Annotated in this window: 23 protein-coding genes; 5 read left to right on the top strand and 18 right to left on the bottom strand. The window is 29.7% G+C overall.

Features of this window, described 5'->3' with window-relative positions; genetic code table 11:
• Positions 1–40: 40 nt before the first annotated feature.
• From ACVC08_RS15300 to gcvT, 6 genes are all read right to left on the bottom strand, one after another.
• Positions 41–1,075 (bottom strand): hypothetical protein, encoded by a 1,035-nt coding sequence (locus ACVC08_RS15300; protein WP_452602681.1) that lies wholly within the window; start codon positions 1,073–1,075, stop codon positions 41–43.
• Positions 1,076–1,081: 6 nt separating this feature from the next.
• Positions 1,082–3,136, bottom strand: a complete 2,055-nt coding sequence (locus ACVC08_RS15305; RefSeq protein ID WP_452602682.1) for a carboxy terminal-processing peptidase — start codon at positions 3,134–3,136, stop codon at positions 1,082–1,084.
• A gap of 63 nt (positions 3,137–3,199) precedes the next feature.
• Positions 3,200–3,490 (bottom strand): 4a-hydroxytetrahydrobiopterin dehydratase, encoded by a 291-nt coding sequence (locus tag ACVC08_RS15310; protein WP_452597951.1) that lies wholly within the window; start codon positions 3,488–3,490, stop codon positions 3,200–3,202.
• A gap of 50 nt (positions 3,491–3,540) precedes the next feature.
• On the bottom strand, positions 3,541–4,374 hold the full coding sequence (locus ACVC08_RS15315; RefSeq protein ID WP_452597950.1) for a sugar nucleotide-binding protein: 834 nt from the start codon (positions 4,372–4,374) through the stop codon (positions 3,541–3,543).
• A 27-nt stretch (positions 4,375–4,401) separates the two neighbouring features.
• Positions 4,402–5,313, bottom strand: a complete 912-nt coding sequence (locus tag ACVC08_RS15320; RefSeq protein ID WP_452602683.1) for a glutaminase — start codon at positions 5,311–5,313, stop codon at positions 4,402–4,404.
• A 6-nt stretch (positions 5,314–5,319) separates the two neighbouring features.
• The gene (gene gcvT / locus ACVC08_RS15325) at positions 5,320–6,390 is read right to left on the bottom strand and encodes a glycine cleavage system aminomethyltransferase GcvT (RefSeq protein WP_452602684.1); all 1,071 of its coding nucleotides are present in this window, start codon (positions 6,388–6,390) and stop codon (positions 5,320–5,322) included.
• A 125-nt stretch (positions 6,391–6,515) separates the two neighbouring features.
• On the opposite strand from gcvT, the gene ACVC08_RS15330 reads away from it, so the two are divergent.
• A complete protein-coding gene (locus ACVC08_RS15330) occupies positions 6,516–7,202 on the top strand; it encodes an HAD family hydrolase (protein WP_452602685.1) in 687 nt (228 codons plus the stop codon).
• Here the strand turns inward: ACVC08_RS15330 and ACVC08_RS15335 are convergent.
• The 5 genes from ACVC08_RS15335 to ACVC08_RS15355 form a co-directional block, all read right to left on the bottom strand.
• The gene (locus ACVC08_RS15335; RefSeq protein ID WP_452602686.1) at positions 7,199–7,795 is read right to left on the bottom strand and encodes a hypothetical protein; all 597 of its coding nucleotides are present in this window, start codon (positions 7,793–7,795) and stop codon (positions 7,199–7,201) included. The genes ACVC08_RS15330 and ACVC08_RS15335 overlap by 4 nt on opposite strands.
• Positions 7,796–7,836: 41 nt before the next feature.
• A complete protein-coding gene (locus ACVC08_RS15340; protein WP_452602687.1) occupies positions 7,837–8,745 on the bottom strand; it encodes a peptidoglycan DD-metalloendopeptidase family protein in 909 nt (302 codons plus the stop codon).
• A gap of 113 nt (positions 8,746–8,858) precedes the next feature.
• Entirely contained in the window at positions 8,859–10,019 is a 1,161-nt protein-coding gene (locus ACVC08_RS15345; RefSeq protein WP_452602688.1) for an iron-containing alcohol dehydrogenase, read from the bottom strand.
• A 218-nt stretch (positions 10,020–10,237) separates the two neighbouring features.
• Positions 10,238–10,831, bottom strand: coding sequence for a hypothetical protein (locus ACVC08_RS15350; RefSeq protein WP_452602689.1), 594 nt, complete (start codon positions 10,829–10,831; stop codon positions 10,238–10,240).
• On the bottom strand, positions 10,831–11,400 hold the full coding sequence (locus ACVC08_RS15355) for a YceI family protein (protein ID WP_452597709.1): 570 nt from the start codon (positions 11,398–11,400) through the stop codon (positions 10,831–10,833). The genes ACVC08_RS15350 and ACVC08_RS15355 overlap by 1 nt, the downstream gene beginning before the upstream one ends.
• A 129-nt stretch (positions 11,401–11,529) precedes the next feature.
• Between ACVC08_RS15355 and ACVC08_RS15360 the strand changes: the two genes are divergently transcribed.
• Complete coding sequence (locus ACVC08_RS15360) at positions 11,530–12,423, top strand: winged helix-turn-helix domain-containing protein (RefSeq protein ID WP_452602690.1); 894 nt, start codon at positions 11,530–11,532, stop codon at positions 12,421–12,423.
• 10 nt (positions 12,424–12,433) lie between these two features.
• Here the strand turns inward: ACVC08_RS15360 and ACVC08_RS15365 are convergent, their stop codons facing one another.
• Entirely contained in the window at positions 12,434–14,428 is a 1,995-nt protein-coding gene (locus ACVC08_RS15365) for a GTP-binding protein (RefSeq protein WP_452602691.1), read from the bottom strand.
• 176 nt (positions 14,429–14,604) lie between these two features.
• Here ACVC08_RS15365 and ACVC08_RS15370 point away from each other — a divergent pair, with 176 nt between their 5' ends.
• Positions 14,605–14,826 (top strand): hypothetical protein, encoded by a 222-nt coding sequence (locus tag ACVC08_RS15370; protein WP_452602692.1) that lies wholly within the window; start codon positions 14,605–14,607, stop codon positions 14,824–14,826.
• Positions 14,827–14,862: 36 nt separating this feature from the next.
• Positions 14,863–15,027, top strand: a complete 165-nt coding sequence (locus ACVC08_RS15375; protein WP_452602693.1) for a Lacal_2735 family protein — start codon at positions 14,863–14,865, stop codon at positions 15,025–15,027.
• 705 nt (positions 15,028–15,732) lie between these two features.
• Here the strand turns inward: ACVC08_RS15375 and ACVC08_RS15380 are convergent.
• Entirely contained in the window at positions 15,733–16,077 is a 345-nt protein-coding gene (locus ACVC08_RS15380; protein WP_452602694.1) for a hypothetical protein, read from the bottom strand.
• Positions 16,074–16,481: a hypothetical protein gene (locus ACVC08_RS15385; RefSeq protein WP_452602695.1), complete on the bottom strand. Its 408-nt coding sequence runs from the start codon at positions 16,479–16,481 to the stop codon at positions 16,074–16,076. Before ACVC08_RS15385 ends, ACVC08_RS15380 begins: the two co-directional genes overlap by 4 nt.
• Positions 16,482–16,580: 99 nt before the next feature.
• Here ACVC08_RS15385 and ACVC08_RS15390 point away from each other — a divergent pair, with 99 nt between their 5' ends.
• Positions 16,581–17,192 carry a JAB domain-containing protein gene (locus ACVC08_RS15390; protein WP_452602696.1) on the top strand — a complete coding sequence of 204 codons (612 nt, stop codon included), beginning with the start codon at positions 16,581–16,583 and terminating at the stop codon, positions 17,190–17,192.
• Between the two features lie 23 nt (positions 17,193–17,215).
• On the opposite strand, the gene ACVC08_RS15395 is transcribed toward ACVC08_RS15390, so the two are convergent.
• From ACVC08_RS15395 to ACVC08_RS15410, 4 genes are all read right to left on the bottom strand, one after another.
• On the bottom strand, positions 17,216–19,537 hold the full coding sequence (locus ACVC08_RS15395; RefSeq protein ID WP_452602697.1) for a hypothetical protein: 2,322 nt from the start codon (positions 19,535–19,537) through the stop codon (positions 17,216–17,218).
• Positions 19,538–19,911: 374 nt separating this feature from the next.
• Entirely contained in the window at positions 19,912–20,595 is a 684-nt protein-coding gene (locus tag ACVC08_RS15400) for a CPBP family intramembrane glutamic endopeptidase (RefSeq protein ID WP_452602698.1), read from the bottom strand.
• A 221-nt stretch (positions 20,596–20,816) separates the two neighbouring features.
• A complete protein-coding gene (locus ACVC08_RS15405; protein WP_452602699.1) occupies positions 20,817–21,521 on the bottom strand; it encodes a LytR/AlgR family response regulator transcription factor in 705 nt (234 codons plus the stop codon).
• The gene (locus ACVC08_RS15410) at positions 21,521–22,534 is read right to left on the bottom strand and encodes a sensor histidine kinase (RefSeq protein ID WP_452602700.1); all 1,014 of its coding nucleotides are present in this window, start codon (positions 22,532–22,534) and stop codon (positions 21,521–21,523) included. The genes ACVC08_RS15405 and ACVC08_RS15410 overlap by 1 nt, the downstream gene beginning before the upstream one ends.
• Positions 22,535–22,722: the final 188 nt, after the last annotated feature.

The following is a 22,722-nucleotide window of genomic DNA, read 5'->3' on the forward strand; positions in this document are numbered from 1 at the left end:
TGTACTATTTCACAAATTTAAAAAAAACTCTTAAATCTGCTTAATCCTTTGGTATATGTCTTGCTAAAAAATTTGTTTTTGTGTTCTCTAGCTTATCTATTACACTTTTTCTTTTGTTATTTAGGCTAGTATTTAACTTATTGTAGTTATTTACCGCTTTATTTAATGCTTTTACTTTATTGTTATATGCATCTATTTGTGCTTTAGTTCTTTTTTTCTCTGGTGTTTTCTCTAATGTTGTTTTTATGTTTTCGAAATCTTCATTTAATATTAAAAAATCTGCTATCTGCGGTATTTTATTTTCGGCTTCGTCTATAAAGAACTCAAATGCTGCTTTGTTTGCTAAAATAACGCTTTTATCTGTTTTGTAGACTTCATGTGTTTTTAAGATTTCTAAACCTTCTTTGGCTGTTTCGCTTAATGCATTTGCGTTTTGCTGTATACCATTAACGTCTTTTTTACTAACGGCATTCCATAAATAGATTTCGTTAATGTACACTTTAAAGAAGACAAGGTGTAAGGCGTTAGTATGCCTAAACACTTTGTTTGATATCGTCATTTTTTTTCCTAAGTCGTTATCGCTTTCTATAATGTTAATGTTATGGTCTGCTGCAAAGGCGTAAAAGTTTTTTTCGTACTCTGCTTGCGATTCGGCCATTTTTTTATCGGCAAGTTCTTGTGCTAATATATAGGCTTCCATTAAATCGTAGGATTGTTCTGCAACGGTTTTCATATCTACAATTTTAGCATAATCGTGCTTTAATAGGCTTTCGTTTAAACGCATGTGTTTTAATACTTTGCTTTTATAATCGTCTCCTTTAAAGCCTTGTGCTTTTTCAATTTTAGCTATAGCTCGTGCTACTGTTTTTAGTAAGCTTTTTCTTTTGTTGTTAATATTTCTATCGCTTTTACTATGAGCTACAGCTTTGGTATAACGCCAAGTACTTTTTGTTACTATTTCTTGTTCTTTTCCTAAGAATTCTAAATACTCTAATGCGGTATCGAATTTTTGCGCGTAGCTGTTAAAGGATAGTGCTAATAAGAATGTTAGGATTAGTTTGCTTATGGTTTTCATTAAAATTTATTGATTTGAGTTTATATAGTCCATTAGTATGTATTGTGCTTCTTTTATATAGGCATCGTTAGCAATGGCTTCTATGTTTTTGTCATTTTGGTTTTTGTCTTCTGCATTGTATGCTAACAACTCTTGTGTAGATTTTGTATTGTTAATACTTAACCCATTTGTTTTAGTTTTTTTTGGTATTCCAAAGATACTATCTAAGGTTTGGTTACGCTCCTTTCTTTTTTTTGCTATAGTTTTTAATGCTAAAGGGTAGGGGTTACCTTCTTTAAACAATAATTTATACAATTTTTTATTTGCTGTTTTTATGTTTATAAATTCTTGTGTGCTATCTACTCGTATTTTACTTTGCTGTACTAGGGTTTCTAGTTTTAATTTAGGTAAAGCCTTATGTTTAAAAGTAATTGTGGTAGCATCGTTTTTTAGGGCGAAAGGTTTATCTTTTTCTGAGCTTTTAAAACTGTCGTAAAGAGAGGGTAATTGTATATCTGGTATCACCCCAATAGATTGATGACTTTTTCCTGTTACACGATAAAAGGCTTCTATAGTAAGTTTGCTATAGCCAAGGTCTTTTGTTTCGCTTAAGGGCAGAATGCGTTGTACACTAGATTTACCAAAGGTTTTAGAACCTACTATTATTGCTCTATTATAGTCTTGCATTGCTGCAGAAAACAGCTCGGAAGCTGAGGCGCTATAATCATTGACGAGAATAAGTAATGGTTTTTTGTAGAAACTTCCCCGTTTTGGGTCTCTTAGTGTAAAGTTTTCTGCCGATTTAGATTTTATAATAGAGATAGGCCCACGGTCTATAAACATTCCTGATAAATCTATAGCTTCGCCTAATGAGCCACCACCGTTAAAGCGAAGGTCTAAAATGAGGCCTTGTATGCTTTCTTTTTGTAATTTATAGAGTTCTTTAGCAATATCAGCAGTTAATCCGCGTCCGTTTAGCGATTCTTGATTAGTATAAAAACTAGGGATTTTAATGTAGCCATAAGGTAAGTCGGCATTTATTATATAGCCTCTTACTGCATTATCATCTACTTGAATTTTACTTTTTGTTAAAGTAATATCTTGTATGGAACCGTTTTTTTTCTGCACAGAAAAGGTAACTACTTTGTGGTCTTCTTTATTTAAAAAGGACTGAATGACTTGCTGAGAAATACAAGCTATTTCTAGACGAGATTGAGGTGTCGCTAGGGCTTTTAATATATCGCCTTTTTCTATAGCTCCGTTTTTAAAAGCAGCACTTCCAGGAATTACGTATTGTATAACGACTTCTCCGTTGTTATTTTTTTCGGTTAACAGACCAAATGATAGTTGGTTTTTGGATAATAGGTTGGTATATTCTATTTTTTCGGTATTGTTAAAAAAGGTGGAATTAGGATCGTTAATTTTTACTAATGCGTTTAAAAAACTTTCTTCTACAAAACGTTTTAATCCTCCTTTTTTATTTAGTGTTTCTTCTAGTAAGCAGAGTTCTTTGTCTATAATATTTAGTTTTACTTTAGGCTCTAGTGTCGTAAACTGCTTAGTAATGGTTTCTATATCTTTTTCGTCTTCAAGGAGTTTAATAATTACTTTATAAGCAATCTTTTTTCTGAGTCTTTTATTTAGTTCTGTTTCGTCTTTATAAAAGGTATGATCTGCTTTAGGAACGTATTGTAATGTTAGTTTGCCTGAATAGTCTAGTTCTTGTGTTTTTAGGGTTTCTAACTGTGTTTTAATGCTTGTAATTCTATTATTTAAAATGGTATGGTATTTAGTTATAAAATTACAGTTTACATCTGCTATGTAATTGTCGTATTGATAATGGTCTGTTTTTAGGGTTTCAATATCTTGTTGCGTAAAGATGTTTTTATCTTCATCTAATTGCTTTATAAACAGATTAAAAATAGCTTTAGATGTGCTGTCGTTTAACGTTTTAGGTGCGTAATGTTTTGTTTTTACAAGTGTTTGTACGGCTTGTATTTGTGCGCAAAAATTAACATTGTCTTGCGAAAAGGTAAATAGCGTAAAAAAACTGAGGGTTAAGATTAAAAATTTATTGATCATTTAATAAATTGAAGCATGAAATGAGAGATTACAAAAAAGGCCTGTTTTTAAGGTAGAAAACACTTATTCTTCCTCTTCAACAATGCTTTCGATGGCTTGTGCTAATTTAAAATCTAAATCGGTTACGCCTCCTTTATCATGTGTAGATAGGGTTATATTTAATATATTGTAGGTATTAGACCAGTCTGGGTGGTGGTTTAAGGCTTCGCACTCGAATGCAATACGACTCATGGCACTAAAACAGTCTTTAAAGTTTTCAAACTCGTATTCTGTATGTATAGCATTATCGTAATAGTCCCATTCTTGTAATGTTTTTAATCGTTTTTCTATTTCTTGTTCTGTAAGTTTTGACATTTGTTGTATGTTTAAATTCAATTTAAAAGTTAAGCATTTTTAACCGATTACTAAACATCTAGAAACTTTAAAATCTCTTGACTGTTTAATTGTAGGTGTTTGGGGAGTTTGTTGTACTTGGGTAAAACGGCTAAATAACGGTCATCATTAGTTGTAAATACTTGCTTAAATAACGGTTTTGCAATGTTTAATGTTTCGCTAATTTCTTTTATAAAATCATCATGGTGTACTAAATCGTTACTTCCTAAGTGAAATATACCATGTTTTTGTTGATTTATTATGTAGTGTATTTGCTGTGTTACTTTAGAGTCTGTTGTAACATTCATTATTAAATTAGGAAAAATTTCTATTGGGAGTTTTTCTTTTAAAAACGCTTTTATTTCTTTTATTCTTGGCGATTGATTACCAAATACCATTGGTAAACGTAATATAGCTATTTGCTTTTTTGGTAACCGTAAGAGCATATTTTCTATTTTTATTTTAAAATGGCCGTACATGCTATGACTTAGGGTTTTGTCTAACTCATAACTTGGGTATTTACTATAGCCATCAAATACATTGGCAGACGATAAAAATAATAACCTTGCTTTTGTTGTTAATATATAATCGGTAATATGATTATGTGCTATTACTTGTGCTGAAAAATTACCACGCAATGCAGATATAATTACTGTTGGTTTAACGGTTTCTAATATTTCGTAAATATCATCTTCTTCTACATCGTATTGGAAGTAATGCTTATTTTTATCGTAGGCGTAATTATCTGTACGGTAGGTTCCAAAGGTTCTAAAATAGGGGCAGAGTTCTTTATAAATGGCTTCGCCTATAAATCCGCTTGCACCAATAATAAGTATTGTGTTTTTTGTGTCTTTGGTGTGTTTCATTAAATTATTAGGGGAGTAATATAATGTTTAAAAGATAGAACGATTTGTGCTTGTAGTAAATTGTTCTAAGGCTTGCATTCCTAACAGTGAGTTCCCTTTTTTATTTAATCCAGGCGCCCATGTTGAAATAATATAATTATTTGGTAATAATGCAACGATGCCGCCACCAACACCGCTTTTTCCGGGTAAACCAACTTCGAAAGCAAATTCTCCTGCTTCATCGTAAAATCCGCAGGTAAGCATAATTGCGTTTATTCTTTTGGCTTGTTGTAATGTAATGTGTTGTTTATTATTAATGCATTTACCTTTATTGGCAAAGATATAAAATGCTTTGGAGAGCTGCGCACAAGTCATCTCTATGGCACATTGATGGAAATAGAAATCTAAAACGATTTCTACATCATTATTAAGGTTATTAAAGGATTTTAAGAGGTTTGCTGCTGCATAATTTCTAAATCCTGTTTTTTGCTCAGAAATGGCAACTTCTTTATTGTAGTTAATTGTTGGATCGTCTGCAATAACTCTTATATAATTTAAAAAGTCTTCTTTTGGATTTTTAAAGTGTGAGACTAATATATCTGCAACTACAATTGCTCCCGCATTTATTAAAGGGTTTCTTGGAATACCGTTTTCTAACTCTAATAAAGATAAGTGATTAAAAGGGTTTCCTGAGGGTTCAACATCCATGCGCTTCCAGATGTTGTTGTTTTCAAAATTTATGGCTTTAGATAGGGCCAAAACTTTAGATATACTTTGTATAGAAAAGGGCACATTCCAATCTCCTGTTTGAAATGTGCTCCCATTTATATGTTGTAAATGAATGCCAAAGCTTTCATTACTTTGCTTGGATAATTCTGGAATATATGTTGCAACACTACCTTTTTCTGGAGATTGTTTTAAGTTGTTGTGTATTGCTTCAATTATATTTTGAAAATCCATAGTACATTATCCTTTGTAAAACGGTAATTTTACTACAGTTGCTGGTACTGCGTTTTTACGTATTTGTATATTTATTTTACTATCTACAGTAGAAAATACTTTTGGTACATACCCTAAACCAATACCTTTCCCCAATGAAGGAGACATTGTACCAGAGGTTACTTCTCCTATTTTTTTACCTTGTCCATCTACAATATCGTAACCTTGTCTTGGAATTCCTCTTTCGTCTAATTCAAAAGCAACAAGTTTTCGTTCTACACCTCGCTTTTTTTGTGCTTCTAATGCTTCAGAATTTGTAAATTCTTTAGTGAATTTTGTAATCCACCCTAAACCAGCTTCTAGAGGCGAGGTTGTATCATCTATATCATTACCGTATAGGCAATATCCCATTTCTAATCGTAAGGTATCTCTTGCTGCTAAGCCAATTGGTTTTGCTCCAGCTTCTACAACTTTATCCCAAATTTGTTTTACTTCGTTGTTTTTACAATAAATTTCGAATCCACCACTTCCTGTATATCCTGTTGCTGATATAATGACATGTTCGATGCCTGCAAAATCACCTACTACAAAATTATAAAACTTAATGTCTGCAAGGTCATGACTAGATAAACTTTGCATAGCTTCTACTGCTTTTGGGCCTTGTATTGCTAGTAAAGAATAATCTTCAGATAGATCCTTCATTTCTGCTCCTACATCGTTTTTAGAACTAATCCAGTTCCAATCTTTTTCAATGTTACTTGCATTAACAACTAATAAGTAAGTTTCCTCTTTTACTTTATATATAATTAAATCGTCTACAATACCACCATCATCATTTGGTAAGCATGAATATTGTGCTTTACCTATAGTTAACTTACTGGCATCGTTACTAGATACTTTCTGTATTAAATTTAATGCATTTGGGCCTTCTATTAAAAATTCTCCCATATGCGATACATCAAAAACACCAACACCTGTTCTTACGGCTTCGTGTTCTATGTTTACGCCATCGTATTGTACTGGCATATTGTAGCCTGCAAATGGTACCATTTTAGCACCTAATGCTTCATGAGTTTCGGTTAACGCTGTATTTTTCATTTTTTAGTTATGTTATTTTTTTTGAATGGTAAATGTATCAAAATATTCATTCATTTTATAACAAAAAAAGAATATAAATACCTTAGTTTTAAAACTTGAAATCAGATAGTTTTAAAAAATAGAAAATGCTTAAAAAGAGGAACCTTATTGTTTTTGATATTGATGATACGTTAACCAAAAGTGAGTTTCAGCATCAATCTGCTTATGTTAACACAATGAAATATTTTGGTATTACTAATATAAATACAGATTGGAAAACTTATAAACACCATACAGATAGTTATATTTTAAGTAAAAACTATGAAGCTAATTTAAAAAAGCCTTTTGAGTTTTCTTTTATTCCAGATTTTGAAGTTAAAATGACTGAAGAGTTATTAAAACTTAAACCCACTGAAGAAATAGTTGGAGCAAGAGCCATTGTAGATTTCTTTATAAACGATAGTGATTATGCTATAACTTTCGCTACAGGCTCTTTACTACAACCTGCTTTAATAAAACTTAATCAGGCTGGAATACCGCACCAAAAAGATTTAGTAATAAGCTCAAATGCTATTTTTAAACGTGAAGGTATTGTTAAAGCGGCCATAGAAAAGGCTAAAACGGTATATAATGTAGAAGCTTTTGATACTATTATTTCTATTGGAGATGGTTTATGGGATTTAACAACGGCTCGCAATTTAGATATTCTTTTTATTGGTATTGGTACTAAAAACCTTGAGGACTTTAAGAGCAACAATTGTAAAGTAACTATAACCGATTGGAGTGATTTTGATTTAAAATCTGTGGAGCTGAAGTTGGGAATAGTTAATTAAACAGATGCGTCTAAGATGTATAATATATTATCATTTCCATAAAAGACTATAATTTTCCCATTTGGTTGAATAAAAACATGGTTTATTTTAAAATCGGAATTGAAAAAAAACACGTCTCTTATTTTGTTTGTTGTATCAATGTATAATTGTCGTTGTTTATTCTTTTTAATTCCTACTGTTTTAGATGCAATAAAGAAGGCTTGAAATCTATTAGAGTTTCTTTTAATCCAGCTCCAATATTTTTCATTTTTCATTCCTTTTTTTAAAGCTTTACTTTCTTCATCAAAAAAATGAATCATTGTATATTTATTCTCATCAAAAGAATTTCCAATAGTGCTTTTTAAAAGCTGATTTACCCGTTTTTGTTGAGTAGGGTTTAATTCGCCATAGTTTTTGCGATAAATATACTTATGTGTAATTAAAGTATCAGTTTTATTTTTCCTCAGATACACTTTCTTTTTATCTATAGAATCGAACTGTGATTTAGTTACTTCTTCATTATTCTGATTTAAATAAACTGTTTTTCTTTGATTTTGAGAAAACCCATTTTGAAATAAAAGAACAAAGTTAAAGATTATAAAAATGTTACGCATAGAAGAGTGTAAGTGTTATTACAATTAAAAATAATCTTTTATCACTGCACCAACACTAATTTCTGACCAATTTTTAGGGTACTACTTTTTTTAATTGCATTAGTTTTACATAAAGAGGTTATAGAAACTTGATACTTATTAGAAATTTTTGATAAAGTATCGCCCCGCTTAACAACGTAGATTTGTTCTTGTTTTTTTTCGCTTTCTATTGCTTCGTCAAAAGTATTACACACTTTAATTTTGCTTTGTCTTTTTGAGTTATGAATATAAGGTGTTACCCATTTTTTTGTAACCCATACGTTTTGAGAGCGTATGGTATTACCTTCATTAAAATCAAATAAATATTCTGGGTGTATATAGATACCTTTAAAACTCACTTCTAAGTGTAAATGACTTCCTCTCGCATTTCCTGTAGTACCACCTTTGCCGACAACTTGTCCTTTTTTAACACTATCGTTTACTTTTACTAATTGTTTAGATAAATGTGTGTAGGCTGTTTCCAGTCCGTTATAATGCCTAACAATTACTGTTTTGCCATGTCCGGAATGGTAGTTTACGTAGCGTACTTTACCATCAAACATAGCACGAACACTATCGCCAGTTACTAAATCGATATCTATGCCTTTATGTGCTCTTCTGTTTCTCCAGCCATAACGAGAGGTTATTACTTTTTTACGATCTATTGGGGATGCGTATGTACTATCGTTAAAGATTATATTAAGCGGATAGATTTTTGTTTCCTTTTTGTAAGGGTTATATACTTTAGTATCCCAGTGCTCTGTTAGTAATGGATTTTGCATGCTATCGGTTTTAGCATTTAACTTAGTAATAGAGTCTTGTACTATTAATTGGCCTACAATATCTTGTTGTATATTGAGGATGTCTTTAGTTTGTCCGTAGCCATTTATATAAATACAAATGGAACATAAGAATAGGAGAGCAGATTTCATAATACTATTTAACGTGCTTTATTGGGCATAATTGCCTTACACATATAAAAATTATAAGTAGTTTAAAATTATTGTTCAAGGCTTTATTAATAATTGGGTATTTTACTATGTGTTTAATAAGCCATTTTTACAATTGCTTCTACATTGTCTGGTGTTAAGGATTTATGTTCACCAATACCTAACCAACCACGTTCTGTAAAACGTTTTGAGATTTTTTCGGCAGTTCCTTCATATTGAGAAGTGTATTCAGATAATTTAGTATCTATACCTAAGGAGTTGAAAAAGGCTTCTGTTTTTTCTATAGCAATATGTGCAATAGTTTCAGTATTTCCTTCAGTAATATTCCAAACACGTGTTCCGTATTGTGCTAGTTTTTCTTTTTTAGTTTCAAAATTAAACTTGTAATGGCTAGGCGCTATTACAGCCAATGTTCTCGCATGGTCTATACCAAATAACGCAGTTAATTCATGACCTATACCATGTATGGCCCAATCTGTAGGGACACCTTTTTGTATTAATCCGTTTAAAGCCATTGTACAACACCACATAAAGTTTGATGTTGCTTCATGATTAGTTGGATCTTCTAAAACTACTGGTGCTATTTCTATTAAAGTCTGTAAAATACTTTCTGCAAAACGATCTTGTAGTTTTGCACCAATAGGGTAGGTCATGTACTGTTCTAAAACATGTGTAAAAGCATCAGTAATACCATTGGCTAGTTGTCTTTTTGGTATAGAAACTACTACTTGTGGATCTAAAATAGAAAAGGTTGGGAATAGTCCAGGTCCTCCCATTCCTAATTTTTCTTTTGTTTCTGCGTTGGTGATAACGGCTCCCGAATTCATTTCCGATCCAGTAGCTGGAAGTGTTAAAACGGTACCAAATGGCATACCTTTAGTTGTGCGGATTCCGTTTTTAAGTATATCCCAAGGTGTATCTCCTTTATATAATGCTGCTGAAGCCAAAAACTTGGTGCCATCTATTACAGAGCCACCACCAACAGCTAATAAAAATGTTATATTTTCTTCTTTAATAATTTTTAAGGCTTGCATTAAAATGGAGTATTCTGGGTTAGGAGGGATGCCACCAAACTCTAATATTTCTGTATTTTTTAATGCTGCTGTTACTTGATTGTAAATTCCATTTCGTTTAATGCTTCCGCCTCCATAGAGCAGCAACACTTTAGCATTTGTAGGTATTTCTTGTGCAACTTTTTTTATAGTGTCCTTACCAAATATAATTTTGGTAGGGTTTACATATTCAAAATTATTCATAATGTTTAATTATTGTACCTTAAAGAGTTTTAAGGTTTAGTAATTAAACAAATTTAAGAAACCTTGAGACTACTACTATTAAAGGTGGGTTTAATTAACTTTTTATTTAGAAAATATTTAGAATAAATTACAAATAGAGGAGTGGTTTGTTATTTAATATAAGGTATAAGCTTAGAGTTGTTTTGTTAAAAAGAAACTCTAAGCTTTTATGTTTTTGTTTAATAACAGGTGTTTTCTTTAAATTTTATCGTTTTAAAACGTTGCCATATATTATGATTAAACGCCTGTGGAGATAGCTTAAAAATAATATCTGATGTGTTTAAAACCTTACAATAGCGATAGGTTACTTGTATGTTAAAAGTAATAATTGTTTTAGTATGAAACGAATCGTAAATTTTAGCTTTCCCTACATAAAGTGGTGATTTATCTAAAGTTTCTGTTTCTATAAATAGAATATTACTGTCTGGAACTTTAAACGTTTTATCTTTGTTAACAACGCCCATGAGTCCATTATAATAATGTTTTAAATTGGTTTCTAATGTTTCCACTGTTGGCTTTATTTCACCTTTTACGTGCCATGTAAATAGATAAGACCAAAATTCGGGATGTGTTTTATCGCTCCAATGTTTCGCAAAACGGAGATCTTCAAAGCCTTGATATTTAATTTCTGGAGCGAACCTTATAGGAAAAGGAATAACCTCTTCTAACCAAGTGGTATCTGCTATAAGTACACTTTGTTTTATTTCGTCTTGTTGTGCGTTACTTTGTAAAGCACATATTAGTAATGCGATAGATGCAATTATATGTTTCATTACTTTAAGTTTAAAGTTGCTTCAAAACCGATAGCATCAGATATAGCGTTATCTTTTATATCGCTATTATAGTTTATTCCCCAACGGGTTCTGTCTATTTTAAAGCGTGTTGTCATTTGTTCTTTTTCGAAATCGACTTCTGCATTAAAATTTATAGGTTTTGTTATGCCTTTAATAGTTAAATTGGCAAATACCTTCATAGTAGTTGCTGTGTGGTAGTTTACACTTGTAATTACTAGTTTAGCTTCTTTATAGTTTGCAACATCAAAAAAATCGGGATCTTTTAAATGCTTAACAAGACCATCTTTTGCCTTTTGAGATTCTAAATCATTACATATTATAGAAGTCATATCTATAATAAACTCACCTCCTGTAATAACATCTCCTAATTTTAGAAAATAACCTTCTTTAAAACTAATAGTGCCATCGTGTCCGCCAAAATAAAAAGTATATTCACCAAACCATTTTAATTGACTTGTAGCGGCATTAATATTTAAAGGTTGTTCTTGTGCTGTACTAAATGATAGTGAGCAAATTGTAATAATAAATAATAGAATACGTGATTTCATGTCTGTTTGTTTTATGATTAATTCTGATGGTAAAACTATTGGTAGCACTCGCAAAAAGTGTCAAAAAAGTGTAAAAGAAGTGTCAACGGTTGTAAAATGTCATGAAATTGCATGTTATTTGCATAAACTATGAGTAAGAAAAAAACATATATTTATATCGTACTGCTTTTATTAGTTATAGCAGCTGCTTTATTTTTTAAATCGAAAAAAGAGCAGGAGACATTTAACGATCGTGCTAAAATTGCAATTAGAGAAATAGGGAATCAATTATTGTTATCTAATAAAGATTCTACTTCATTAATTTTACCTATAATAGAGAATAAAAAGAGTACTTACCTATTATCTTTTGAAAAAGAACTGTCTTTTGAGCCTCATAATTTGGTATCTATTGTAGATAGTGTATTTACTAAAACCGATTTGTCCAAACATTATCGTGTGTCTGTATTGCAGTGTTTTGAGCAATTAGTAGGTTATAGTTATGAAATGAGTATTCTTGAAGAAAATACAATTATACCTTGTTCTGGACGCTATTTACCTAAAGGTTGTTATACTATTGAAATAAAATTTACTAAACGAGATCAGCTTTTTTTTAAGACGCAAATAATATTATACATTATAGGTTTTGTGTGTTTACTATTATTATTAGATGTTTTTATATTAAAAAAGAAAAAACAGCAAACAAAAGAAGCAATAGAAACAATAGAAACAATAGAAACTCTTGATGCAACGTATACACGAGTAGGACGTTTTCGTTTTTATCCTGAACAAAATAAATTGGTTAAAGAGGCCGAAGAGATTAGTTTATCTAAAAAAGAATGTGAACTTTTAGAGATACTTGTGGCTAATCCAAATCAGATTATAAAGCGTGATGAGTTTAATAAGAAGGTTTGGGAAGATAATGGTGTTTTTGTTGGTAGAAGTTTAGATACTTATATTTCTAAATTACGTAAAAAACTGCAAGACGATGATGCTATTAAAATTACTAATATTCATGGTGTTGGTTATAAATTTGAAATAGAGTAAGTTTATATTATTACCAATTTTTCCGTTCGTCTGCTTTAAAAGCACCACGTTTGTGTAGTATCCATTGCGCTTCGTCTAGTGGCGACACTCCTTTATAGTCTCTTATTTTTTCTGTAGTAGTGGTAGTTTTTTCATACCCATCTAAATTTAATTTTAAACGTCCCTTACCAGAGGTTGTCGCAGAGAATTTAATACCGTAATCCATAGCTTGTTCTACAGGAACTCTTCCTGTTAAAGTAAAATGATTCTCGTTAAATTCCGGAGCATCAATTTGAGCATTCATTTTATTTAAATCGCTAGAAATAGCACCCAATGTGTCTTGATCTGCTTTTATTTGAAAGGCATACATGGGCTCTAACAAATCGGTATCTGCTAGTTCTAAGCCACGTAGTATTCCCATAGGGGTCGCTAGCAGAAAATCTCCTGGATTAGAATGTATGTTATGTTCAGATCCTTCTATTAAAGTGATTTTTACATCGGTAACTTCCCATCCTTTAATGCCTTGACGTAATGCCCATGGCACTGCTCGTTTAACTTCGTTCTGGTATTTTACAGAAATGTCTGTAGTGCGCACTTTGGAGTTAAATTGTACACCGCTTCCTTGGTCTCCGGGTTCTATTAAAAAGGTCATTATAGCCCAGCATGGTTTTGGCATCCAATAGCGGACATATCCTTCTGCAGCTTGCTTAGGCGTTTCTTTATATATTACTTTAGGCTTTAAAAAGTGTGCAGCAATATTAAAACGCTGTAATAAGCTGTCTTTAAGTACTTCTGTTTGAATAGGGCCTAGTATTCGTAAATGAAACTCACGATCTTCTTTATACCATTTAAAGTCTAGTTGAGGATCTTCTATATTTAATAAGTCTAAAGCCTCTCCAAGTTTTTGGTAGTCTTTATCATTATCGGCGATAGCTTGTACACTTAATACTGGTTGTGTAATTGTAGTATAGGTATTAGCATAAGTAGTTTCACCTAAAACGTCTCCAGCTAAAATAACATCTGAAGTTGTTATAACGCCAATATCTCCAGGATATAATTCTCCTACGGGCTCAAAAGTTCCTAGTTTACGTTTAAGAATCTGATTAATTTTTATATCCTTTTCTAATTGTTGAGACCAAATACTGTCTTTGTTTTTTATATAACCACTATAAAGTTTAATGTGAGCTAATCGGCCATACCTTGAATCGTATTCTACTTTAAATACTTTCGCTGAATTGTTACTGGTGTTTTGTGTATTGGTTTTAAAGACGGAAGTAATAGTGTTTAATAAAGGCGTAATACCCATATCTAATTTAGCACTTCCAAATAATAATGGCACTAGTTTTTGTGAAGCAATTTGGCTAATTGCTCTATGTTCTATTGTTTTTAACTCTGGAAGATTATCGTTTAAATAAGCGCCTAAAAAAGTATCGTCGTATTCTGTTAAATTCTCGAAGCTTTTTTCAATAATCGACTGAGATAGGTAAGGAGTTGTCTCTAAAAATGGCACTAGTTTTGGTGCATCTGGATTGCTTAAATCTGCATAATTTAAGGCAAACAAATGTGTATGTAAATCGGCTTCTAAATCTGTAAATACCTCCTCAATATCGGCACCATTTCTATCTATTTTATTAATAAAAATTAAAACAGGAATGTTCCGTTCTTGTAACGATTCCCATAAATTAAGTGTATTGGCTTGTACGCCTTCTACAGCAGAAACCACCAATACCACAACATCTAATACAGAGAGTGCTCGATCTACTTCGGCAGAGAAATCTATATGTCCTGGTGTGTCAACTATAGTAATTATAGTGTTATTCCACTCAAAATCTACCGTAGCCGTTTTTATAGAAATACCACGTTCTTTTTCCATTTCTAAACCATCGGTAATAGCAGAGCCTTTATCTACATTACCACGTAGTCTAGTTGCACCAGCTGTATGTAACATACCTTCAGTTAAAGTTGTTTTACCTGCATCTACATGAGCAAGAATACCTATCGTAATTTTAGTTTTATTTAAAGACATATTCATGAATAAACAGATAGCAAAAATAAACTTTTAAGTAACGCATAGTTAAATGACATTAATATATAGTGTATTAATTAAAATAGTATTAATTATAGGTTTGTTAAATTATTCTTAACATTTTAATTACTTTTATTTTGTTTAATTATATTTATTTTAAATTAAACAAAACTATTATGGATATTTTACGAGAAGCTACACAGTTTGAAAACACGAAAATGAGTCATATGTCTACAAGTGATAGAGTAGTTGCATCTAGAGAAGCTAAACGACTTATATTGGCTATAAATGAAATATATAAAAAGACAAAAGATTCTGCTTTAATGGATGTAATGAAAAGATTAACAGTTAAGAAAAAGAAAATTGAAAAACGACTTCAAGGAAGACCAACAGTGTAAATAATTATATGTATTTAAAAACCAAATTCCAATGCTATGTTTGGATTGTTCAAAAAAAAATCGGAAAAAGAAAAGTTAAGAGCTAAATATAAGAAACTACTAAAAGAAGCGCATAGTTTGTCTAGTATTAACAGAAAACTGAGTGATCAAAAAACTTTTGAAGCTGAAGAAATAATAACACAGCTCGAAAAAATGAACTAACGTGTTTATAATATGATTATTGGTAAAGTATTTAAGGTAAATAGAAGTAGACTGTAATTTAGTTTCATAAAAACTCTATTTTACATAATATTAATTATAGTACATTTATACAACAGATTGGCGTATGCTTGCATTTTACATAATTGAAGATATAATAACACGCTAGTGTTTTATATCGACAGCCATTATGTAAAAGCCAATTTGTGTCTTCGTTAGAATAATTTAGATGTGTAACTATAATGTTATATTATGTAAAATATCCCAGAGTATTTATAGCTCATTATAATATTTAGTGCTTGGGTCGTTAAACTTCATCGTTTTTGTTTCTCCTATAATTTTAATATTCTGTACAATCCTTCAACATTTTTTAAATACGTGATTCTCAAGAAACATTAGAACTAAATAAGTGTACTATAATTATGTAAAATAGACATTCAGCTTTTGAACTCTTTAAGGTTTCATGATATCTTTTTTTCTTGATAAAAAAAGAAACAAAAAAATCAAGGCTGCATAAAACTTTGGAAACAATTACGGCTCAATCGCTATATTTTAGAAAACATTGTAACTTGTTAATATTCTTTTGAAGTAGCCTTAAACACTATAATTATTAATAAAATGGATTACTAGCCCTCTAAAATATGTACGCTCTCTCGCCTATTGTTTTACCAAAGTTTTATGAGGCCGTTTTAACATCGTGCTTCTATTTTAAATTTTTTCTCCAATTCCAATTCTTTTTTCGATTGAATCATGGAAATACATAATCAGTCCGATTAATATGTGATAAATTATTAGAGTTATTCCAAATAACTCGCTAGAGTTACTAGAATATAAAATCAGTAATCCAGTAATTATATGGTATGCTGTTAAGATAAAAAGTGCAATATTAGACTTTTTAATAATTAATGCTATGAGAATAAATTGGAAAATCAACCTACCAAATTGAGTTGGCATTCTCTCGCTACCAACCTTATTATAAACTAAAATTATAAAAAATACTTCTACTATTATAGTTAGAATAATTGCATAAAATAAAACTGGTCTTTGTTTCATAATTCATTAATCATATTTTCCAATGAGAATTTGCTTAGTTCTGGAATGGTATTACTAGATACTTTAATTTCCCAATTGGATAAGCTTGGCATTAAACTTACTTCGTTTTCTATAAAGATATTATTATCAGACTGTGATAATTGTTTGGATGGAATTAAATAAACAACCCTTAGTTGTTTCTCCATTATTAATACTAAAGCGATAAGCAAGTTATCTTTTAATTCTCCTAAATCTTGTTTAGAGATTTTAATACTGCGCTGTGTAGTATCTAAATCAATTGATTGTAGATATAACTGATTATCTCCTATTAAAAAATCTACTCCTTCCCTCCCATTGGGTTTTGTGGTTAATTCTAAATCAAAACTTGCTAATTCAGATTTTAAGGAGTTTAATAAATTATTCATTGTATATTAATAATAAATACTAAGTTAGGTAAAAGAAATATCTTTTATCTTTATTAATTATTATATTAACCTTTAGTACGCTATTAGTATATTTACACTATGAATGTAAGATTATCCAAGGAACAAAAAATTAAAATACTCAACTCGTCTGATATCTATAAAGTAATGCAACAGGTATTACTTCGTGAGAATAAAATTAGGCGTAATCAAGAACATTTTTGGGTTGTTGGATTAGACAATGAGAACAAGATTTTATTTATTGAATTAATAGGTCTTGGAGCTGTTAATAGAGTGAATGCAAATCCGCCCGATATATTTAGAATGGGGATTTACAAGTTAGCTGTAAAAATGATTCTTGTACATAATCATCCTAGCGGTAATATTGAGCCTTCAAAAACGGATAAAGATTTTACCGATAAAATATTAAAAGTTGGTAAACTTATTAATATTGAAGTGGTTGACCATTTAATTATTTCCGAAGAAAAATATACAAGTTTTGCAGATAGCGGTATTATTACTGAATTACAAGGCTCTGGAGCTTATGAAATCATTGATAAAGAAAAGAAAGAGTTTGCAGAATGGCGTATAAAAGTGGAAAAAGAGCGTTCTGTTAAAGTTGAAATTGCAACAAGCTTAAAAAATCAAGGAATTGATATTGACACAATAAAAAAAGCTACTGGTTTGACTAAATGGGATATTAGGAAATTGTAGTAATATGTTTTCCTGAAATTTCATCAACTAGTTTTATTACTTTTTTCAACTAAAGCAGAAATATTTGATATAAGTTTGTTATTAAGCTTACCATTTGCTTGATAATAATCAATTTCGTTAGAAATAATATTTATAAAACTATCTAAATGTTCTTTGTTAGTAAATAAATTTTTATAATCATCGAAAAGGGATTTGTCTTTATTAAAATGGTTCGTAAGTCTAAAGAATATTAAATCAATAACAATTGGCCTTTCATCAGGTTTATCACTTGCATTTGCTGGAAATTCGGGTTGTTCATCTACTCTTTTTATTTCTTTATCTCTTAAGTTATTTAATTTGTTTATGTATTCAATTCCTACTTCGTCATCAAAATTTATTATTGAATTTATAGAATCTAATAAAGATTGTGTTTGTTGTACAAAATCAGAATCTTCATCCAAAATTGAGAGTATTTCAGTCGTTATACATTCTGGTTCTACTTCAAAATTTAATAGAGAATGATTACTAATAAATTTAGAAGGAGTAAACATAAACCACTTTGTACAACTTCTATTTTCTTTAAAATATTCTTTTCTTACTTTAAAAAAAGTTTTATCCCAAGTAATAAAAATAGGGTCAATTGGATGTACATCTACATTATCATCTGCTAAAAATTCAAGCATTCTTGAGTCATATGTAACTGCTTGTTGTTTCTTTTTTCTATTCATTCCAGCTCCATCTTTTGCTTCAAAAAACCTAACTGCATCGCCTATAGAATATTTTCTAGGGAAATCAATTATTTCAATACCACTAGCATTTAAAAGGTATTTAACTTTATTAAAGTAATTATTAGAACCATTATGGCTTTTATACCTGAACCCTAAAATTTCAAGAAATCCTTCATATGTAACATTTTCATCTATAAAATTATTTTCATTAAGCACTTCATAAAATTGAAAAAATACATTTTTACTTTTTCCAAGAGATTGATATTTATCAAATTTTGTAAACGGAACCAAATTCAATGCGTTTTTAAAATGATTTATTACTTCATAAGCATAATCCTTAGATGTACTTAAGTTTAGGTTGTTTTTTTCACTATAATTAATAAGGTTTCTTGTAGACCTTAAAAAAGGGCTTTCGAATTGTAATTTAGGGTTAAAAGAAACACAAATTGACCTTAATAGAATTTGAGTATCTAAATATATCTGAGTTAATCCAGACTTATATAAACTAGCAAATCTTTGCATGTTTTCTGGTCTTGTTACTTTAGAAAAGAAATTTCCTGCACTAATTTTTTGAATAAAATCATTAGATTCACATATAGAAAATAAGTCTTCTAATAACTCATTTACATTTTTAGTGTTAGATATTTTTTGTAAAAATTTTTTAAATGATTTTGTTTCTTTTTCGAATGATGTAGTGTCTGAGTCTCTAGTGTCAATTTCTCTAATATTCACCGCATAATTTGTGTCATAAACTTTTTTTAATGCATTTATAACTTCCTTTGTTTTTCCATTAATTCCTTTTTCCTTTAGCTTTTTTTCAATAGATATAACAAATAGGTTTTCAGTTAATTCGAATTTTTTAATTACATTTTCTAAACGCTCTTTTTCTTCATCAGTTAGTTTTATTCTATTGTTTGTAACTTTTATTTTGGAGTTTGAACTTAAATTATTAATTATATTATCATAATAAGATTTAACTCCAACTGTCTTAAAATACTTATCAATTCTTTCGTAAACTTCAAGTTTAGGAAGTTCATCTTTTTCAATTAAAAGTAAATGTAAAATGTATGATTTTATTAAATCTCCTTTTATATCAACTGCACTACCAAATGATATTAAATCATAAAGCATTTTGTATTTTTCATCATCTTTACCAAAAACATCTTTCTGAGAGCTAGTAATATTTATTTTGTTTAATTTAAAAATCAGTTCTGCAATAGCTGGATAATCAAAAGCAGACTCCTGTGATATTTGTTTTGCTTCTATTAATATTAATATTATACCATAGTTAAGTAATGCTTTTCTAATTAACTCATCACGTTTAACATTTGTCAAAGGTTTAGAATAAAAAAAGATTAAAGAATTTGAAAAACCATGATTTTTATGATTTTTTTTTGCTTTGTCTAAATCTTCATTTAATTTACTTTCAAAATTAGATTTTTGAACTGTTAACTGGTATTGATTTCGTACTCCTTGAATATCAAATACTCTAATATCATTTCCTCCATCGTTTTTTCCATCAGTATTAATTATTCTTTTATAATTATATACTTCAGATAAATATAAACGTACGACTTCATCAAATTCTGGTTTTTTTAAAGCTTTAATGTTTTCAAGAAGTAGGTTATCTAATGACATATTTATTGTGTTAGTAACATAAATATATTATAATTAAAAATGATGTCAAAGTATTTTATTCCCACATTCTATCTTAATGTTAAAAATGATTAAGAAATCTAGTGTAATATAACCATTCCATACACATTTTGCCTCCACACCTCTGCCCTTTCAGCAAAAAGAGTATTCCATTACATTTTTTAAAGAACCATTTGAGAAAAAAAACAAGAAAATTTGTCTTTGATAAAAGCTTTTTACCAAAGCAAAGTTACATAACGCAGAACATTATAGTACATTTTATAACAATTAGCGTAATAGCGCTTTTGGGAGCCGCTACTGTAATTAAAGCTATAAAAGTAACACTAATACTTTATATGCCTTAATATTAGTTTTAATTATATTAAAGATATTGTATTCATTGCGCAATGTGCAATAATAACAGGCCATAAGTTTCGGTCTAGTTTTACATAAGCAATACCCATAATGATCCCGATTAGGAAAACAGAAATTGAGCGTTCTGAAATATCATACGAATGACGAAACCCCCAAATACAAGCCTGAAAAACAATAGCAATAATAGTTTTAAATTTTGTGTTAATGCACAAACCCTCAACCCAAGTGATAAGAAATCCACGTTCTAATAATTCTTCTAAAGCAGATTGTAACCATACAAAAATGATAATTGAAAAGACATAGCTATAATCTCCGTTGCACAATGAATGTCCTGTATTAGTACCACTAACTGCTTCGCTACTTTCTTTAGTAATTGCAAATGAATCTTGTATGAGGTTAAAAACAAGTAATGTAGCTATAATAGTAATAAAGATTACTACAGAACTTATAAGTGCCTTTTTAATACTTTTTGGCTTAACTAAACCCAGTGCTTTCCATGTTAAACCACGTCTTTTCATCATCAAAGTAGCTACCAATAAAGTAGTACCTGAATATAAAAAACCGGTTACTAAATAGTGAGTATTGGGAATGGATGTTTCCCTAATTAAAAACATAATAGCTATGTAAATAATGAGGTCTAATGCATACCCTTTCCAATTTGATATTTGAGCAGTATTCTCCTTCATATTAATTTTTATCCTTTTTATAGACCTCTCACCTACCGCAAACAGTTTTAGCAGTCAATTCCAGATCGTTATTTTTAATTGAAAAAATAGTCTTACATCTGTAAGTTTACCGTAGATGTCTGTTTTTTATTAATACATCAAAATTGAAGAATCTTATTTTCTTTTTAAAATGAAATAGATGTCTATGGATGATTAATAGACGTTTCGAGGAATTTTACCTATTATTGAAAATCTGATTTGATAAATTTTAGAAAAGTGTCTTTATATTTTTCTGAAACAGGAATGTATTTATCACCAAAAACAATACGATTGCGCTCTATTGTAGTTATCTTTTTTAAATTTACCATAAACGACCGATGCACACGCATAAACTGGCTTTTTGGCAACTCTTCTTCTAAAGATTTCATACTTTTTAGGGTAAGAATTGGTTTTTCAGAATTAACTGTATAAAATTTTAAATAGTCTTTAAGTCCTTCAACATAAATCAGATCTTTTAAATCAATCTTAATTAGTTTATAATCTGATTTAACAAAAATATAATCATCTATAGCCACTTGGCTAGTATCTTGAAGTAGTTGTTGTTTGGCTTTGTTGGCAGCAGTGAAAAACTCAGGATAACTGATGGGTTTTACTAAATAATCAATGGTGTTGACTTTATAGCTTTCTACTGCAAATTCTTCAAACGCAGTCGTAAAAATAATTTTAGCCTTGTTATTTAAAATTAGTTTTGAAAACTCCATTCCAGATAAATTTGGCATTTGAATATCTGTAAAAATTAAATCAACAGGTTCTTTTTCTAATATTTCAATGGCAGTAATAGCATTATTACATGCTGCTATCAGCTTTAAAAATGGTGTAGCTTTAACATAATCTTCTAACAAGTTAAGCGCTAAAGGCTCGTCATCAATTAAAATACAGGATAGCATTACTCTTTATATTTAAATGTTAGTTGTGCAATATAGGTGTTGTTCTCTTCTTTGGTAATTAAATTGAATTGATTTGGATATAAAATATCTAATCGTTTCTTTAGGTTTTCTAGCCCAATTCCAGAATCTGTGATTTTTTCTTTTTCTGGAAAGAATGAATTAATTACTGAATAGTTTATGTGGTCTTTTTCAATTGTCAAATTAATAGTTATACAACTGTCTTTTATTGCGTCAATTCCGTGTTTAAAAGCATTTTCAATAAAAGTGATGAATATGAGTGGAGCTATTTTTATAGGTTGATTAATAATTGGGAAATTTTTTTGTACCGTTACATTAGAAGATACTCTCAATTGCATTAAATCTAGGTAACGCTTTAAAAATTCTATTTCTTTAACTAGTGGAACTTTATTATTAGAAGCGTCATGTAATAAATAACGCATCATTTTACTCATAGTATGTATGGATTGTTTGGCTTTAACAGGAGATGTATCAATTAATGCATATATATTATTAAGTGTATTAAATAGAAAGTGTGGCTGAACTTGGTATTTTAAATATTTAATTTCTGCGTTTAATTGAGTTTGTTTTATTTGTTGCAGTAATAACTTATTTTTATTTAAACGTGTATTTACTTTCAATGCGACACACATACCAATACTTAAAATTATAGGTAAAATAACTTGAACTGTAGTCATTGCACCACTTCTAATTTCACGTTGTGGCTCTCCAGTGAATGATGGATGAAATAAATTATTACCGACTATATTCCCTATTAAAATATATAGAAATACAATAAGAAATACATTTAGTATATAAAATTGAAGTTTTCTATTTTTTAGAAAATAGTTATCCACTAAAACAAAAAAATTAAGGTAAAAGGCTATAAAAATAGCGCCTAACGATAACCAATTTCTAAAAATAAGATATTGCTCATTTAAAGATGTCAACGGATAAATGAACAATAACAGCCATAATAAAAAATGCAACCCTATTTTTAAATATTTTAATTTCATTTTTAATATTAAAATACTAAAGTACTATAAAGAAAATGAGTGTTATAATTTTATGGATAATCTCTAGTTTATTATAGAAGTTTATAAAGTTTTTATCTATTAATGAATAGATACCCCATATTATGTAAAATATCCCAGAAGCATTTGTTTTAAAACGAATTAAATTTCATGAAAAACGCCTCATTTAA

It is taken from the genome of Pontimicrobium sp. MEBiC06410, from assembly GCF_053601615.1.

Coding starts and splice junctions, on each gene's coding strand:
- ACVC08_RS15300 (WP_452602681.1), bottom strand. CDS start 1,075: ATGAAAACCATAAGCAAACTAATCCTAACATTCTTATTAGCACTATCC.
- ACVC08_RS15305 (WP_452602682.1), bottom strand. CDS start 3,136: ATGATCAATAAATTTTTAATCTTAACCCTCAGTTTTTTTACGCTATTT.
- ACVC08_RS15310 (WP_452597951.1), bottom strand. CDS start 3,490: ATGTCAAAACTTACAGAACAAGAAATAGAAAAACGATTAAAAACATTA.
- ACVC08_RS15315 (WP_452597950.1), bottom strand. CDS start 4,374: ATGAAACACACCAAAGACACAAAAAACACAATACTTATTATTGGTGCA.
- ACVC08_RS15320 (WP_452602683.1), bottom strand. CDS start 5,313: ATGGATTTTCAAAATATAATTGAAGCAATACACAACAACTTAAAACAA.
- gcvT (WP_452602684.1), bottom strand. CDS start 6,390: ATGAAAAATACAGCGTTAACCGAAACTCATGAAGCATTAGGTGCTAAA.
- ACVC08_RS15330 (WP_452602685.1), top strand. CDS start 6,516: ATGCTTAAAAAGAGGAACCTTATTGTTTTTGATATTGATGATACGTTA.
- ACVC08_RS15335 (WP_452602686.1), bottom strand. CDS start 7,795: ATGCGTAACATTTTTATAATCTTTAACTTTGTTCTTTTATTTCAAAAT.
- ACVC08_RS15340 (WP_452602687.1), bottom strand. CDS start 8,745: ATGAAATCTGCTCTCCTATTCTTATGTTCCATTTGTATTTATATAAAT.
- ACVC08_RS15345 (WP_452602688.1), bottom strand. CDS start 10,019: ATGAATAATTTTGAATATGTAAACCCTACCAAAATTATATTTGGTAAG.
- ACVC08_RS15350 (WP_452602689.1), bottom strand. CDS start 10,831: ATGAAACATATAATTGCATCTATCGCATTACTAATATGTGCTTTACAA.
- ACVC08_RS15355 (WP_452597709.1), bottom strand. CDS start 11,400: ATGAAATCACGTATTCTATTATTTATTATTACAATTTGCTCACTATCA.
- ACVC08_RS15360 (WP_452602690.1), top strand. CDS start 11,530: ATGAGTAAGAAAAAAACATATATTTATATCGTACTGCTTTTATTAGTT.
- ACVC08_RS15365 (WP_452602691.1), bottom strand. CDS start 14,428: ATGTCTTTAAATAAAACTAAAATTACGATAGGTATTCTTGCTCATGTA.
- ACVC08_RS15370 (WP_452602692.1), top strand. CDS start 14,605: ATGGATATTTTACGAGAAGCTACACAGTTTGAAAACACGAAAATGAGT.
- ACVC08_RS15375 (WP_452602693.1), top strand. CDS start 14,863: ATGTTTGGATTGTTCAAAAAAAAATCGGAAAAAGAAAAGTTAAGAGCT.
- ACVC08_RS15380 (WP_452602694.1), bottom strand. CDS start 16,077: ATGAAACAAAGACCAGTTTTATTTTATGCAATTATTCTAACTATAATA.
- ACVC08_RS15385 (WP_452602695.1), bottom strand. CDS start 16,481: ATGAATAATTTATTAAACTCCTTAAAATCTGAATTAGCAAGTTTTGAT.
- ACVC08_RS15390 (WP_452602696.1), top strand. CDS start 16,581: ATGAATGTAAGATTATCCAAGGAACAAAAAATTAAAATACTCAACTCG.
- ACVC08_RS15395 (WP_452602697.1), bottom strand. CDS start 19,537: ATGTCATTAGATAACCTACTTCTTGAAAACATTAAAGCTTTAAAAAAA.
- ACVC08_RS15400 (WP_452602698.1), bottom strand. CDS start 20,595: ATGAAGGAGAATACTGCTCAAATATCAAATTGGAAAGGGTATGCATTA.
- ACVC08_RS15405 (WP_452602699.1), bottom strand. CDS start 21,521: ATGCTATCCTGTATTTTAATTGATGACGAGCCTTTAGCGCTTAACTTG.
- ACVC08_RS15410 (WP_452602700.1), bottom strand. CDS start 22,534: ATGAAATTAAAATATTTAAAAATAGGGTTGCATTTTTTATTATGGCTG.